Raw genomic sequence first — 11,389 nt, forward strand, 5'->3', positions numbered from 1 at the left:
CTTGAATCCCCCTCGCAGGCAAGAATGATTCGCGATCTCATCGCCAGCGCCTGAGCGCTACTGGGCCGACGAGCCCAGCCCCTCAACTGCTCGCGTTCGACATCGGACAACACCACAGGCACAGCAACAGGACCCGGCACACACCAAGCCTACTATCCGAATGCGAATTAACGACTCATGACACTAGCCCAAGAACTCGGATTCCAGAACCAGGTCTGACACCAGCGACTGGTATTCCAGGTGCGCCTTGTGCTCGACGGTGTTCCACTGCCTGCCCTGTTGTTGGCGCATGTACTCGCGGTACTTCGGCGCGCCCGGCACCCGGACGTTGTCGGCGACCACGATCGCGCCCGGGCGCAGCCAGCCGCGGGCCATGATGCTGCGCAAGTCGTCGAGGTACGCGTCCTTGTCGTGGTCGAGGAACGCGAAGTCCAGGCCGCCGGGCGCGAAGCCGTGCTGCTCGGCCAACGCGTCCAGGGTGCGGCCGCCGTCGCCGACGGTGCCGACGACACACGTCACCCGGTCGGCGACGCCGGCGTGCGCCCAGATGCGCCGGGCGTTGGCGGCGTTGGCCTCGGCGAGTTCGACGGAGTACACGCGCGCGTCCGGGGCGGCCCTCGCGATGCGCAACGCGCCGTACCCGACGTAGGTGCCCAACTCCAGCGCGACCGCCGGGTCGGCGCGGCGGACGGCCGCGTCGAGGAGCTGGCCCTTCTCGTCGCCGACGTTGATCAGCATCGACTTCTCGTAGGCGAACTTGTCGATGGTGGCCAGCACGTCGTCGATGTCGCCGGCCTTGGCGTGGCGCAGGACGTAGTCCACCGCGGCGGCCTCGCGGCCGTCGCCGATCTGGCCCGTCGTGGTGATGTTGCGCGCCCCGGTCGCCATCCGCCAGACCGACCATCGCAGCAGGGGAATCCGGCGCTTGAGGTCCATGACGCCACAGTAGTGCGGTCGGCCGCCGCGGAGCGGGCGCCGAGATTGCCACCGGGGCCGTGGCGGCGCCGGAATCGCAACCCGCACGGCAATCTCGATGCCGGCCCGGCGCCGCGATATCGCCCGCGCTATCAAGTTGGAAATCCGCCCACCACCTTCCCGCTGATGCTGGTGTGACTGGTGTTAATGATGAGTGCTCCCAGGGGCCCTACCTGCGCAAATCCGGCGAAATTGGCTGGTGAATTGCCTGCGGGTCGCCCGGCTTCCGGGCGTGAACCCGTTAGACTTTCGGTCGATGTTCACTTTCCGAACACCCCCGCCATGACCGAGCAGCCGGACACCGGCGTCGAGCTCGGCCTGACCGGGCGGCCGCCGCGGGCGATCCCGGAACCGCAGCCGCGCACCTCGCACGGCCCGGCGAAGGTCGTGGCGATGTGCAACCAGAAGGGCGGCGTCGGGAAGACCACCTCGACCATCAACCTGGGTGCCGCGCTCGCCGAATACGGCCGGCGCGTGCTGCTGGTGGACATGGACCCGCAGGGCGCGCTGTCCGCGGGCCTGGGCGTCCCGCACTACGAGCTGGAGAAGACGATTCACAACGTGCTCGTCGAGCCGCGGGTATCGATCGACGACGTGCTGCTGCAGACCCGGGTCAAGCACATGGACCTGGTGCCCAGCAACATCGACCTGTCGGCGGCCGAGATCCAGCTGGTCAACGAGGTCGGTCGCGAGCAGACCCTGGGGCGGGCGCTGCACCCGGTGCTGGACCGCTACGACTACGTGCTGATCGACTGCCAGCCGTCGCTGGGCCTGCTGACGGTCAATGGGCTGGCGTGTGCGGACGGCGTGGTGATTCCCACCGAGTGCGAGTTCTTCTCGCTGCGCGGGCTGGCGCTGCTCACCGACACCGTCGACAAGGTGCGCGACCGGCTGAACCCGAAGCTGGAGATCAGCGGGATCCTGCTCACCCGGTACGACCCGCGCACGGTCAACTCGCGCGAGGTGATGGCGCGGGTGGTGGAGCGATTCGGCGACCTGGTCTTCGACACCGTCATCACCCGCACCGTCCGGTTCCCGGAGACCAGCGTGGCCGGCGAGCCCATCACCACCTGGGCGCCGCGGTCCACGGGCGCCATCGCCTACCGCGCCCTGGCCCGCGAGTTCATTGACCGATTCGGCGCGTGACGGGGAGCGCGAACGGTGAGGCGCCACCCAAGAACGGCTTTCAAGTCCGCCTGACCAATTTCGAGGGGCCGTTCGATCTGCTGCTTCAGCTGATCTTCGCCCACCGCCTAGACGTCACCGAGGTGGCGCTGCACCAGGTGACCGATGATTTCATCGCCTACACCCGCGAGATCGGCTCCCAGCTGGACCTCGAGGAGACCACCGCGTTCCTGGTGGTCGCCGCGACCCTGCTCGACCTCAAGGCCGCCCGGCTGCTGCCGGCCGGGCAGGTCGACGACGAGGAGGACCTGGCGCTGCTGGAGGTGCGCGACCTGCTGTTCGCCCGGCTGCTGCAGTACCGCGCGTTCAAGCACGTCGCCGAGATGTTCGCCGAGCTGGAGGCCACCGCGCTGCGCAGCTACCCGCGCGCCGTGTCGCTGGAGGACCGGTTCACCGAACTGCTGCCCGAGGTGATGCTGGGCGTCGACGCCGAACGCTTCGCCCAGATCGCCGCGATCGCGTTCAGCCCGCGACCCGTGCCGACGGTGTCGATCGGGCACCTGCACGAGGTGGCGGTGTCGGTGCCCGAGCAGGCCAGGAAGCTGTTGGCGTTCCTGGAGTCGCGCGGCACCGGCCAGTGGGCGACGTTCTCCGAGCTGGTCGCCGACTGCGAGGCGCCGATGGAGGTCGTCGGGCGCTTCCTGGCACTGCTCGAGCTGTATCGGAGCCGGGCGGTAGCATTCGACCAGTCGGAGCCGTTGGGTGTGCTCCAGATTTCATGGACCGGGGAACGTCCGGCCAGCGAAGCCTTGGTAGAAGTGCGGGACGAATGATGACCGAATCTGAGCCCGACGTCGACTTGGACGTCGGCATCCCGGACATCGCCGAGGCCGCGCCGATGGAGCCCGAGGAACTCGGGTCCGTGCTGGAGGCGCTGCTGCTGGTCGTTGACACCCCGGTCACCGCCGAGGCGCTCGGCGCGGCCACGCAGCAACCCGTCTACCGGGTCGCCGCCCGGCTGCAGCAGATGGCCGACGAGCTCACCGAACGCGACAGCGGCATCGACCTGCGCCAGACCAGCGAGGGCTGGCGGATGTACACCCGCGCCCGGTTCGCGCCGTACGTGGAGAAGCTGTTGCTGGACGGCGCGCGGTCCAAGCTGACCCGGGCCGCGCTGGAGACCCTGGCCGTGGTGGCCTACCGCCAGCCGGTGACCCGGGCGCGAGTCAGCGCGGTCCGCGGCGTCAACGTGGACGCCGTCATGCGAACGCTGTTGGCGCGCGGCCTGATCACCGAGGCCGGGGTCGACGACGACACCGGCGCGGTCACGTTCGCCACCACCGACCTGTTCCTGGAGCGGTTGGGCCTGACGTCGCTCGCCGACCTGCCCGACATCGCTCCGTTGCTGCCCGACGTCGACACGATCGAGGATCTGAGCGAATCATTGGACAGCGAGCCACGTTTCATCAAACTCGCCGGCGGTCAGGCGTCCGACCAGGCGCTGACGTTTGACGTGGACCAGGATTAATGGTCGAGACCGAAGGAATCCGCCTGCAAAAGGTGTTGTCGCAGGCCGGAATTGCGTCGCGGCGAGCCGCCGAGAAGTTGATCATCGACGGTCGCGTCGAGGTCGACGGGCAGGTGGTGACCGAGTTGGGCACCCGGGTGGATCCCGCCGCCTCGGTAATCAAGGTCGACGGCGCCCGCGTGGTCTTCGACGAGTCGCTGGTGTACCTGGCGCTGAACAAGCCGCGCGGCATGCACTCCACCATGTCGGACGACCGCGGCCGGCCGTGCATCGGCGACCTGGTCGAACGCCGGGTGCGCGGCAACAAGAACCTCTTTCACGTCGGGCGGCTGGACGCCGACACCGAGGGGCTGATCCTGCTGACCAACGACGGCGAGCTGGCGCACCGGTTGATGCATCCCTCCCACGAGGTGCCCAAGACGTACCTGGCGACGGTGACGGGGACCGTGCCGCGCGGCGTGGGCAAGACTCTGAAGTCGGGAATCGAGTTGGACGACGGCCCCGCGCGCGTCGACGATTTCGCGGTGGTGGACGCCATTCCGGGCAAGACGCTGGTGCGGGTGGTGTTACACGAGGGGCGCAACCGGATCGTGCGCCGGCTGCTCGGCGCCGCCGGCTTCCCGGTGGAGGCGCTGGTGCGCACCGACATCGGGCCCGTGTCGCTCGGCAAGCAGCGGCCCGGCAGCATCCGGGCGTTGAGCCACGGCGAGGTCGGGCAGCTGTACAAGGCGGTCGGGCTGTGAGCGAAACGAGCGGAACGAACGCAGCGAGTGACGGGAGTGCAGCGAACCATCGGGCTGTGAACTCTGACGTCGTGGTGGCCATCGACGGGCCGGCCGGAACTGGAAAGTCTTCGGTGTCAAAGCAATTGGCGCGGGCGATGCGGGCGCGCTACCTGGACACCGGTGGGATGTACCGGATGGTGACTCTCGCGGTGCTGCGCGCCGGTATCGACCCCGCCGACGCCGAGGCGGTGGCGCGGATCGCGGAGACCGTGCAGATGGCAGTGGACTACCAGCCTAGTGGTGATCGCTTCTTCCTTGCCGGAGAGGATGTTTCGGCCGAGATTCGCGGTGATCGGGTCACCGGCGCAGTCTCGGCGGTGTCCTCGGTTCCGACCGTGCGAACCCGGCTGGTGGCCCTGCAGCGGGAGATGGCCGGCGGGCCGGGCAGCGTCGTGGTCGAAGGTCGCGACATCGGGACGGTGGTCCTGCCGGACGCGCCGGTGAAGATCTTCCTGACCGCGTCGGCCGAAACCCGCGCGCGGCGGCGCAATGACCAGAACGTCGCATCGGGGCTGGCCGACGACTACGACGGGGTGCTCGCCGATGTGCGCCGCCGCGACCATCTGGATTCCACCCGCGCGGTGTCGCCGTTGCGCGCCGCCCCGGATGCCGTGGTCGTCGACACCAGCGAGATGACCGAGGCGCAGGTGATTGACCACCTGCTGGAGCTGGTCGACCAGCGAAGCGGGGCGGTGCGATGACACAGGACGGCACCTGGACCGACGAAAGCGATTGGGAGTCGGTCGAATCCGAGCTCGAGGAGCAGGCCGAGGCGGGCCCCGCGCCCGTCGTGGCGATCGTCGGACGGCCCAACGTCGGCAAGTCGACCCTGGTGAACCGGATCCTGGGCCGGCGCGAGGCGGTGGTGCAAGATGTCCCGGGCGTGACCCGCGACCGGGTGTCCTACGACGCGCTGTGGACGGGCCGCCGGTTCGTCGTGCAGGACACCGGGGGCTGGGAGCCCGACGCCAAGGGCCTGCAGCAGCTGGTGGCCGAACAGGCGTCGGTGGCCATGCGCACCGCCGACGCGGTGATCCTGGTGGTCGACGCCACCGTCGGCGCCACGGCGGCCGACGAGGCGGCCGCCCGAATCCTGTTGCGCTCGGGCAAGCCGGTCTTTTTGGCCGCCAACAAGGTTGACAGCGAGAAGGGTGAAGCGGACGCGGCGGCGCTGTGGTCGCTGGGGCTCGGCGAGCCGCACCCGGTCAGCGCGATCCACGGCCGCGGCGTCGCCGACCTGCTCGACGACGTGCTGGCCGCGCTGCCGGAGGTGTCCGAGGCGGCGCCCGCGCCGGGCGGCCCGCGCCGGGTGGCGCTGGTCGGCAAGCCGAATGTGGGCAAGAGCTCGCTGCTGAACAAGCTGGCCGGCGATCAGCGCTCGGTGGTGCACGACGTCGCCGGGACCACGGTCGACCCGGTGGACTCGCTGATCGAATTGGGCGGCAAGGTATGGCGTTTCGTCGACACCGCGGGGCTGCGACGCAAGGTCGGCCAGGCCAGCGGGCACGAATTCTACGCATCGGTGCGCACCCACTCGGCCATCGACTCGGCCGAGGTGGTGGTCGTGCTGATCGACGCCTCGGCGCCGCTGACCGAACAGGATCAGCGGGTGCTGTCCATGGTGATCGAGGCCGGCCGGGCGCTGGTGCTCGCGTTCAACAAGTGGGACCTGGTGGACGAGGACCGGCGCGAGCTGCTGGAGCGGGAGATCGACCGCGAGCTGGTGCAGCTGCGGTGGGCGCAACGGGTCAACATCTCCGCACGGACGGGCCGCGCGGTGCAGAAGCTGGTGCCGGCGATGGAGACGGCGCTGGCCTCGTGGGACATGCGCATTCCGACGGGCCCGCTGAACGCCTGGCTCAAGGAGGTGGTGGCGGCCACGCCGCCGCCGGTGCGCGGGGGCAAGCAGCCGCGCATCCTGTTCGCCACCCAGGCCACCGCCCGCCCGCCGACGTTCGTGCTGTTCACCACCGGTTTCCTGGAGGCCGGGTACCGGCGCTTCCTGGAGCGGCGGCTGCGTGAGACGTTCGGGTTCGAGGGTTCGCCGATCCGGATCAACGTGCGCGTGCGCGAGAAGCGGGGAACCAAGCGGCGCTGAGGGGCCTCTCCCGAACCAATCGGCGAATCTCGAAAGCGATAGCGCCCGCGATATCACATCGCACATATCCCGTAATGCGGGACGTAAAAGCTGCATCACAGATAATCGTCGTTGACTTTCCCGCGGTCGGCTCCTTACTCTTCTCGGATAGCGGGTTGTTATATCCGCATCGCAGGAGTTGGAGGCGCCGTGAACATCGCAACGGAAGCGCCCGCCGCCGCGCGCTTCAGCGTCGAGGGCAGGTCGATCCTGATCACCGGTGCGACCGGTGCCCTGGGCGGCGTCGCCGCGCGGGCCCTGGCCGGGGCGGGGGCCCGGCTGACGCTGGCCGGTGGGAACGCCGCGGGCCTGGACGGCCTGGGTATCGACGACGCCGCGGTGGTCGTGCGCCGGCCCGAGACCCCGGCCGACGCCCAGGCCATAGTGGAGGCGGCGGTCGCCCGGCACGGGCGCCTCGACGGGGTGCTCGTCGCCTCCGGCATGAACCACGTCGCGCCGATCACCGAGATGGCGGTCGAAGACTTCGACAAGGTGATGGACGCCAACGCGCGCGGGGCTTGGCTGGTGTGTCAGGCGGCCGGACGCGTCCTGCTTCAGCAGGGGACCGGCGGCAGCGTCGTGCTCGTCTCGTCGGTCCGCGGCTCCCTTGGGCACGCGGCGGGCTACAGCGCCTACTGCCCGTCGAAGGGCGCCACCGACCTGCTCGCCAAGAGCATGGCCGCCGAGTGGGGCCCGGCCGGCATCCGGGTAAACGCGCTCGCGCCCACGGTTTTCCGCTCGGAGCTGACCGAATGGATGTACGCCGACGACGAGAAGGGCCGCGTCACCCGCGAGGCGATGTTCGCCCGAATTCCGTTGCGCCGCTTCGCCGAGCCGGAGGACTTCGTCGGCGCGCTGATCTATCTGCTGAGCGACGCGTCGAGTTTCTACACCGGCCAGGTGATGTACCTGGACGGCGGATACACGGCGTGCTGAAAGGAACCGACATGAGCGTCACGTGGCCGCTCGGCGAAGCCGAATCGAAGCTGGAGTTCTACGACCTGTCGCATCCGTGGGGACACGGCGTGCCGGCGTGGCCGTACTTCGAGGACGTCAAGATCGAGCGGTTGCACAACATGGCGAAAAGCCGGGTGCTGACCCAAAAGATCACCACCGTAATGCATTCCGGAACCCACATCGATGCACCAGCGCACGTCGTGGAGGGCACCCCCTTCCTGCACGAGATCCCGCTGAGCGCCTTCTTCGGCACCGGCGTCGTCGTGTCGATCCCCAAGGAGAGGTGGGGGGTGGTCACCGCCGAGGACCTGGAGAACGCCACGCCCGAGATCCGGCCGGGCGACATCGTCGTCGTCAACACCGGGTGGCACCACACCTACGCCGACAGCGCCGAGTACTACGCCTACTCCCCGGGCTTCTACAAGGAGGCCGGTGAGTGGTTCGCAGCCAAGGGCGTCAAGGCCGTCGGCACCGACACCCAGGCGCTGGACCACCCGATGGCGACCTCGATCGCGCCGCACGGACCCGCCGCACACACCGGCGGGCTATTGCCCTGGGCCGTAAGGGAATACGAGGAGCAAACCGGCCACCGAGCGCTCGACGACTTCCCGGACTGGGAACCGTGCCACCGCGCAATCCTGTCGAAGGGCATCTACGGCTTCGAGAACGTCGGCGGCGAGCTGGACCAGGTGACCGGCAAGCGGGTCACCTTCGCCGCGTTCCCGTGGCGCTGGGTCGGCGGCGACGGCTGCATCGTGCGGCTGGTGGCCATCGTCGACCCCTCGGGTAGCTACCGCATCGAGACGGGCCGGGCGGCGTGAGTTCCGAGGGCGCCGGGATTCAGGTCATCGCCCGCGCGGCGGAGATGCTGCGGCTGCTGCAGGCGCACCCCGGCGGGCTGAGCCAGGCCGAGATGGGCGACCGGCTGGGCATGGCGCGCTCCACGGTCAGCCGGATCCTGGGCGCGCTGGAGGACGAGGGCCTGGTCGCCTCGCGCGGGGGCCGCGGCGGGTATCGGCTGGGGCCGGAGATCGCGCGAATGGCCGGCACCGTGCGCCTGAGCGTCGTGATGGACGTGCACCCGTTCATGGAGGAGCTGTCGCGCGAGCTGGGCGAGACCGTGGATCTGTCGGTCCTGGACGGCGATCGCGCGACCTTCGTCGACCAGGTGGTCTCGCCGCACCGGTTGCGAGCGATCAGCGCGGTGGGCGAGTCGTTTCCGTTGCACTGCTGCGCCAACGGCAAGGCCCTGCTGGCCGGCCTGGCGCCCGAGCACCTGCCGAGCCGGCTGGCCCGGCTCACCCCGAGCACCATCACCAGCCCGGCGGCGCTGCGCAAAGAGCTCGAGCGGGTGCGAGCCGAGGGCGTCGCGTACGACCGCGAGGAGCAGACCGAGGGCGTCTGCGCGGTGGGCGCGGCGCTCAAGGGTGTTGCCGGGCACACCGTTGCGGTGAGCGTGCCCGTGCCCACGCAGCGGTTCTACGGCCGCGAACCCGAGCTGGCTCAGGCGCTGCAGGCGTGGGTGGAGAAGGTCAATGCCCGGTTGGCGGCGCAGGGATGAATCGGGCCGAAAGCCTGCGGCGTTGGCACACCCGCGACCGCCGGTGCGGTCAATCCTGTTGTCCCGGAGCGATTTTCAGCGCCCCGCGTTGACCACGGGGCCAGTCCGCCGCTACGACGCTTACGAGGCCCGGCCGTCGATTTTCTTGTCGACTGCGTTCACGAACTGTGGCACTGCCGACCCCGACACGCTTCGTCCACAGAGATCAAGGTCGATGACGACGTTGTTGCGGGCGCTGAGGGCGCGCTGGCAGTTCCAGCCCTGAGCCTCTTGAACCATGTCCATCGCGAGGATGCCCCCGGCCCGCGACACCGATCCCGTCGTCCAAAACAGGTTGCGGGGATCATCCTTGTTGACGTTTCGGGTGTTGAGCTCGCGATTGGCGCACCTCTGCCAGTCCGTCGCGGCGTTGCCGACGAAGTTGGTTGCAGACTCCGCGTCCGGGAACGATACGACCGCTTGAATCAATCGCCATCCTTTGGCTGGAGCGTCGCCAAGCTCCTGCGTCCGAACCGCAGTCCAGCCGGTCTTCCCGTACGCCTTCTGTTCGGCCGCTTTCAACACACCCACGCAGTCCTCGTCGACGATGGGTGTGTCGGCCAGCTTGTCTTGAACCGATTCGCCGGACAACGTTTCGGCGCCCACAGCATGGGCGGCTTCCTCGGCACTCAGCAGCACATCCGGAAGTGCGGAGGCGGCCACGGTGCCGCCGCCCGAGCGGGCCGGCTGGTAAACGATGACCGCAAGCACTAGCCCGACCGTCAGCATCGCGGCGGCGCTCGTCAGCCACCACCACCGGGCGGGCGACTCAACGGGACGGACCGGGGGCGCCGCCTGGTTCGGCCAGAAGGCGGGGCCGGGCGGGGGTTGGTGTCCGGGCGCGCTCTGGTAACCGAACGGTCGCGCATATCCCGGGCTTGCCGGTGGCCTGCCTCCCGGGCCGCTGCCCCAGTCGCCTGGAGCGCTCATGGCTTACCTCCTGGGCTGTTCACGAGGTGGGAATTCGGGAGGCGACTTTGTTGACGAGTTCGGGGGCTTGATTGCTGCCGCCGTAGTCGCACACCCTCATGTCGATCACGACATTGCTGCGCGGCATCAAGGCGCGCTGGCAACCCCACCCGGTCCCGCCAGTCTTGTCCCAGGAGACCAGCAGCGTGTTGTCGACGACCCGAGGGTCGCCGACGGCGATGGTGCCACCCTCGTGGCGGTTCACCAAGACCTCGGTTCGGGCGCAGTGATCCCACTTCCTCGTGAGGTCCTCGAAGACGACGCCTGCGTCTTTGGCGGTCGGAAAGGCCACCAGCGACTGCAGGGTCAACTTCACGTACGCGTCGCCCGGTCCGTGAAGTTCGGCCGACTGCGCGTCGATGAAGCGGGTGTCGCGATACACCTGCGCCATGCCCGGGGCCCAGGTGCCGGCACACTCGGGCGGGTCGGCGGTATCCATGAACAGGCCGTTGTTGCTCTGGTAGAGCGTCATTCCCTGCACGTGCAGGATGTCGCCGGCCTCGGCGGGGCTCAGCAGCAGATTCTTCAGGTCTTCGGGGTGGACCAACCCCGGTGTCGTGGGCACCGACAGCCCGGGCGGCTCGCGGTGTGATGCCGCCCCCGATGCGCCCGAGGTCATCACACGGCTGACGAGGATGGCGCCCAACGCGGCCGAGGTGACCGTAAGAATGGCCGTCACGAGCACCAACCATCGTTTGGCGCCAGGGGCTCGGGCTGGCCGCGCGCTTGGAGGCCACGGAGGCGGTGTGCCGGGCGCGCTGGGCGGGTAGCCGCTCCACGCGATCGGCTGTCTCGGCGCATACGGAGCGCCGGGTGGGCCGACGTCGTAGCCGCCAGGCGGCGGGGGAGCGGCACCGCCCTGAATCGCCGGCGGTTCACTACCGGCCACGCGCCGGACCCATCATTGCGGTCGTCCCCCGAAGTCTGTGGGCGAGCACAGCCGCCCCGCCTGCGTTCGTGACCAGAATTCTAGATTGCGACGGGGATTGGAGTTTGCGGTTTCCCTGCCCGCAGGTATCGCCGGGTTGGCCGGAGGCCGCGTCGCTGAGTTCCGGGCTGACTGCGGTAGGCTTTCGACCTGCTGCCGCCGATTCGGGCGGCACCGGGCTGTGGCGCAGTTTGGTAGCGCACTTGACTGGGGGTCAAGTGGTCGCAGGTTCAAATCCTGTCAGCCCGACACATGTCATGTCTCGGGACATCGTTGACAGGTGTCCCGAGACATGGTTTACACCTCTAGCTGGTTTTCTGGGCTGTTTCCGCATTTGACGCCGCGGGGTTGGTAGTCGCGGGTGGGGTCGAGGACGAGTTTGCGG

12 protein-coding genes, 1 tRNA gene and 1 pseudogene are annotated in these 11,389 nt (G+C 69.0%); 10 read left to right on the forward strand and 4 right to left on the reverse strand.

Features of this window, described 5'->3' with window-relative positions; genetic code table 11:
* Both A5695_RS30240 and A5695_RS12065 read right to left on the reverse strand, forming a co-directional pair.
* Positions 1-140 (reverse strand): annotated as a pseudogene (locus A5695_RS30240) (IS630 family transposase); the annotation flags it as partial.
* 43 nt (positions 141-183) lie between these two features.
* Positions 184-936 (reverse strand): O-methyltransferase, encoded by a 753-nt coding sequence (locus tag A5695_RS12065; protein ID WP_068081624.1) that lies wholly within the window; start codon positions 934-936, stop codon positions 184-186.
* A gap of 321 nt (positions 937-1,257) precedes the next feature.
* Between A5695_RS12065 and A5695_RS12070 the strand changes: the two genes are divergently transcribed.
* From A5695_RS12070 to A5695_RS12110, 9 genes are all read left to right on the forward strand, one after another.
* Positions 1,258-2,121: a ParA family protein gene (locus A5695_RS12070; protein WP_068081627.1), complete on the forward strand. Its 864-nt coding sequence runs from the start codon at positions 1,258-1,260 to the stop codon at positions 2,119-2,121.
* Positions 2,118-2,933: a segregation/condensation protein A gene (locus tag A5695_RS12075; RefSeq protein ID WP_068081630.1), complete on the forward strand. Its 816-nt coding sequence runs from the start codon at positions 2,118-2,120 to the stop codon at positions 2,931-2,933. The genes A5695_RS12070 and A5695_RS12075 overlap by 4 nt, the downstream gene beginning before the upstream one ends.
* Positions 2,933-3,628 (forward strand): SMC-Scp complex subunit ScpB, encoded by a 696-nt coding sequence (scpB, locus tag A5695_RS12080; RefSeq protein ID WP_068081633.1) that lies wholly within the window; start codon positions 2,933-2,935, stop codon positions 3,626-3,628. The genes A5695_RS12075 and scpB overlap by 1 nt, the downstream gene beginning before the upstream one ends.
* Positions 3,628-4,371 carry a pseudouridine synthase gene (locus tag A5695_RS12085; RefSeq protein ID WP_068081636.1) on the forward strand — a complete coding sequence of 248 codons (744 nt, stop codon included), beginning with the start codon at positions 3,628-3,630 and terminating at the stop codon, positions 4,369-4,371. The genes scpB and A5695_RS12085 overlap by 1 nt, the downstream gene beginning before the upstream one ends.
* 56 nt (positions 4,372-4,427) lie before the next feature.
* Positions 4,428-5,114 (forward strand): (d)CMP kinase, encoded by a 687-nt coding sequence (cmk, locus tag A5695_RS12090; RefSeq protein ID WP_068081639.1) that lies wholly within the window; start codon positions 4,428-4,430, stop codon positions 5,112-5,114.
* A complete protein-coding gene (gene der / locus A5695_RS12095) occupies positions 5,111-6,511 on the forward strand; it encodes a ribosome biogenesis GTPase Der (RefSeq protein ID WP_068081642.1) in 1,401 nt (466 codons plus the stop codon). The genes cmk and der overlap by 4 nt, the downstream gene beginning before the upstream one ends.
* Positions 6,512-6,700: 189 nt before the next feature.
* Positions 6,701-7,486: an SDR family NAD(P)-dependent oxidoreductase gene (locus A5695_RS12100; protein ID WP_068081645.1), complete on the forward strand. Its 786-nt coding sequence runs from the start codon at positions 6,701-6,703 to the stop codon at positions 7,484-7,486.
* An 11-nt stretch (positions 7,487-7,497) separates the two neighbouring features.
* Entirely contained in the window at positions 7,498-8,328 is an 831-nt protein-coding gene (locus A5695_RS12105) for a cyclase family protein (RefSeq protein WP_068081653.1), read from the forward strand.
* A complete protein-coding gene (locus A5695_RS12110) occupies positions 8,325-9,068 on the forward strand; it encodes an IclR family transcriptional regulator (RefSeq protein ID WP_231974799.1) in 744 nt (247 codons plus the stop codon). The genes A5695_RS12105 and A5695_RS12110 overlap by 4 nt, the downstream gene beginning before the upstream one ends.
* Positions 9,069-9,188: 120 nt before the next feature.
* On the opposite strand, the gene A5695_RS12115 is transcribed toward A5695_RS12110, so the two are convergent.
* Together A5695_RS12115 and A5695_RS12120 are read right to left on the reverse strand one after the other, a co-directional pair.
* Entirely contained in the window at positions 9,189-9,836 is a 648-nt protein-coding gene (locus tag A5695_RS12115; RefSeq protein ID WP_068081648.1) for a sensor domain-containing protein, read from the reverse strand.
* A 220-nt stretch (positions 9,837-10,056) separates the two neighbouring features.
* Positions 10,057-10,755 carry a sensor domain-containing protein gene (locus A5695_RS12120; RefSeq protein WP_156749597.1) on the reverse strand — a complete coding sequence of 233 codons (699 nt, stop codon included), beginning with the start codon at positions 10,753-10,755 and terminating at the stop codon, positions 10,057-10,059.
* Between the two features lie 424 nt (positions 10,756-11,179).
* Here A5695_RS12120 and A5695_RS12125 point away from each other — a divergent pair.
* A tRNA-Pro gene (locus tag A5695_RS12125) sits at positions 11,180-11,253 on the forward strand.
* The last annotated feature ends 136 nt before the right edge of the window (positions 11,254-11,389 follow it).

The sequence above is a fragment of the Mycobacterium sp. E1747 genome, assembly GCF_001667775.1.
GTDB lineage: Bacteria > Actinomycetota > Actinomycetes > Mycobacteriales > Mycobacteriaceae > Mycobacterium.

What these genes read in the sequence shown, in the direction of transcription:
- A5695_RS12065 (WP_068081624.1), bottom strand. Translation starts at nt 936, where the DNA reads ATGGACCTCAAGCGCCGGATTCCCCTGCTGCGATGGTCGGTCTGGCGG.
- A5695_RS12070 (WP_068081627.1), top strand. Translation starts at nt 1,258, where the DNA reads ATGACCGAGCAGCCGGACACCGGCGTCGAGCTCGGCCTGACCGGGCGG.
- scpB (WP_068081633.1), top strand. Translation starts at nt 2,933, where the DNA reads ATGACCGAATCTGAGCCCGACGTCGACTTGGACGTCGGCATCCCGGAC.
- A5695_RS12105 (WP_068081653.1), top strand. Translation starts at nt 7,498, where the DNA reads ATGAGCGTCACGTGGCCGCTCGGCGAAGCCGAATCGAAGCTGGAGTTC.
- A5695_RS12085 (WP_068081636.1), top strand. Translation starts at nt 3,628, where the DNA reads ATGGTCGAGACCGAAGGAATCCGCCTGCAAAAGGTGTTGTCGCAGGCC.
- der (WP_068081642.1), top strand. Translation starts at nt 5,111, where the DNA reads ATGACACAGGACGGCACCTGGACCGACGAAAGCGATTGGGAGTCGGTC.
- A5695_RS12115 (WP_068081648.1), bottom strand. Translation starts at nt 9,836, where the DNA reads ATGCTGACGGTCGGGCTAGTGCTTGCGGTCATCGTTTACCAGCCGGCC.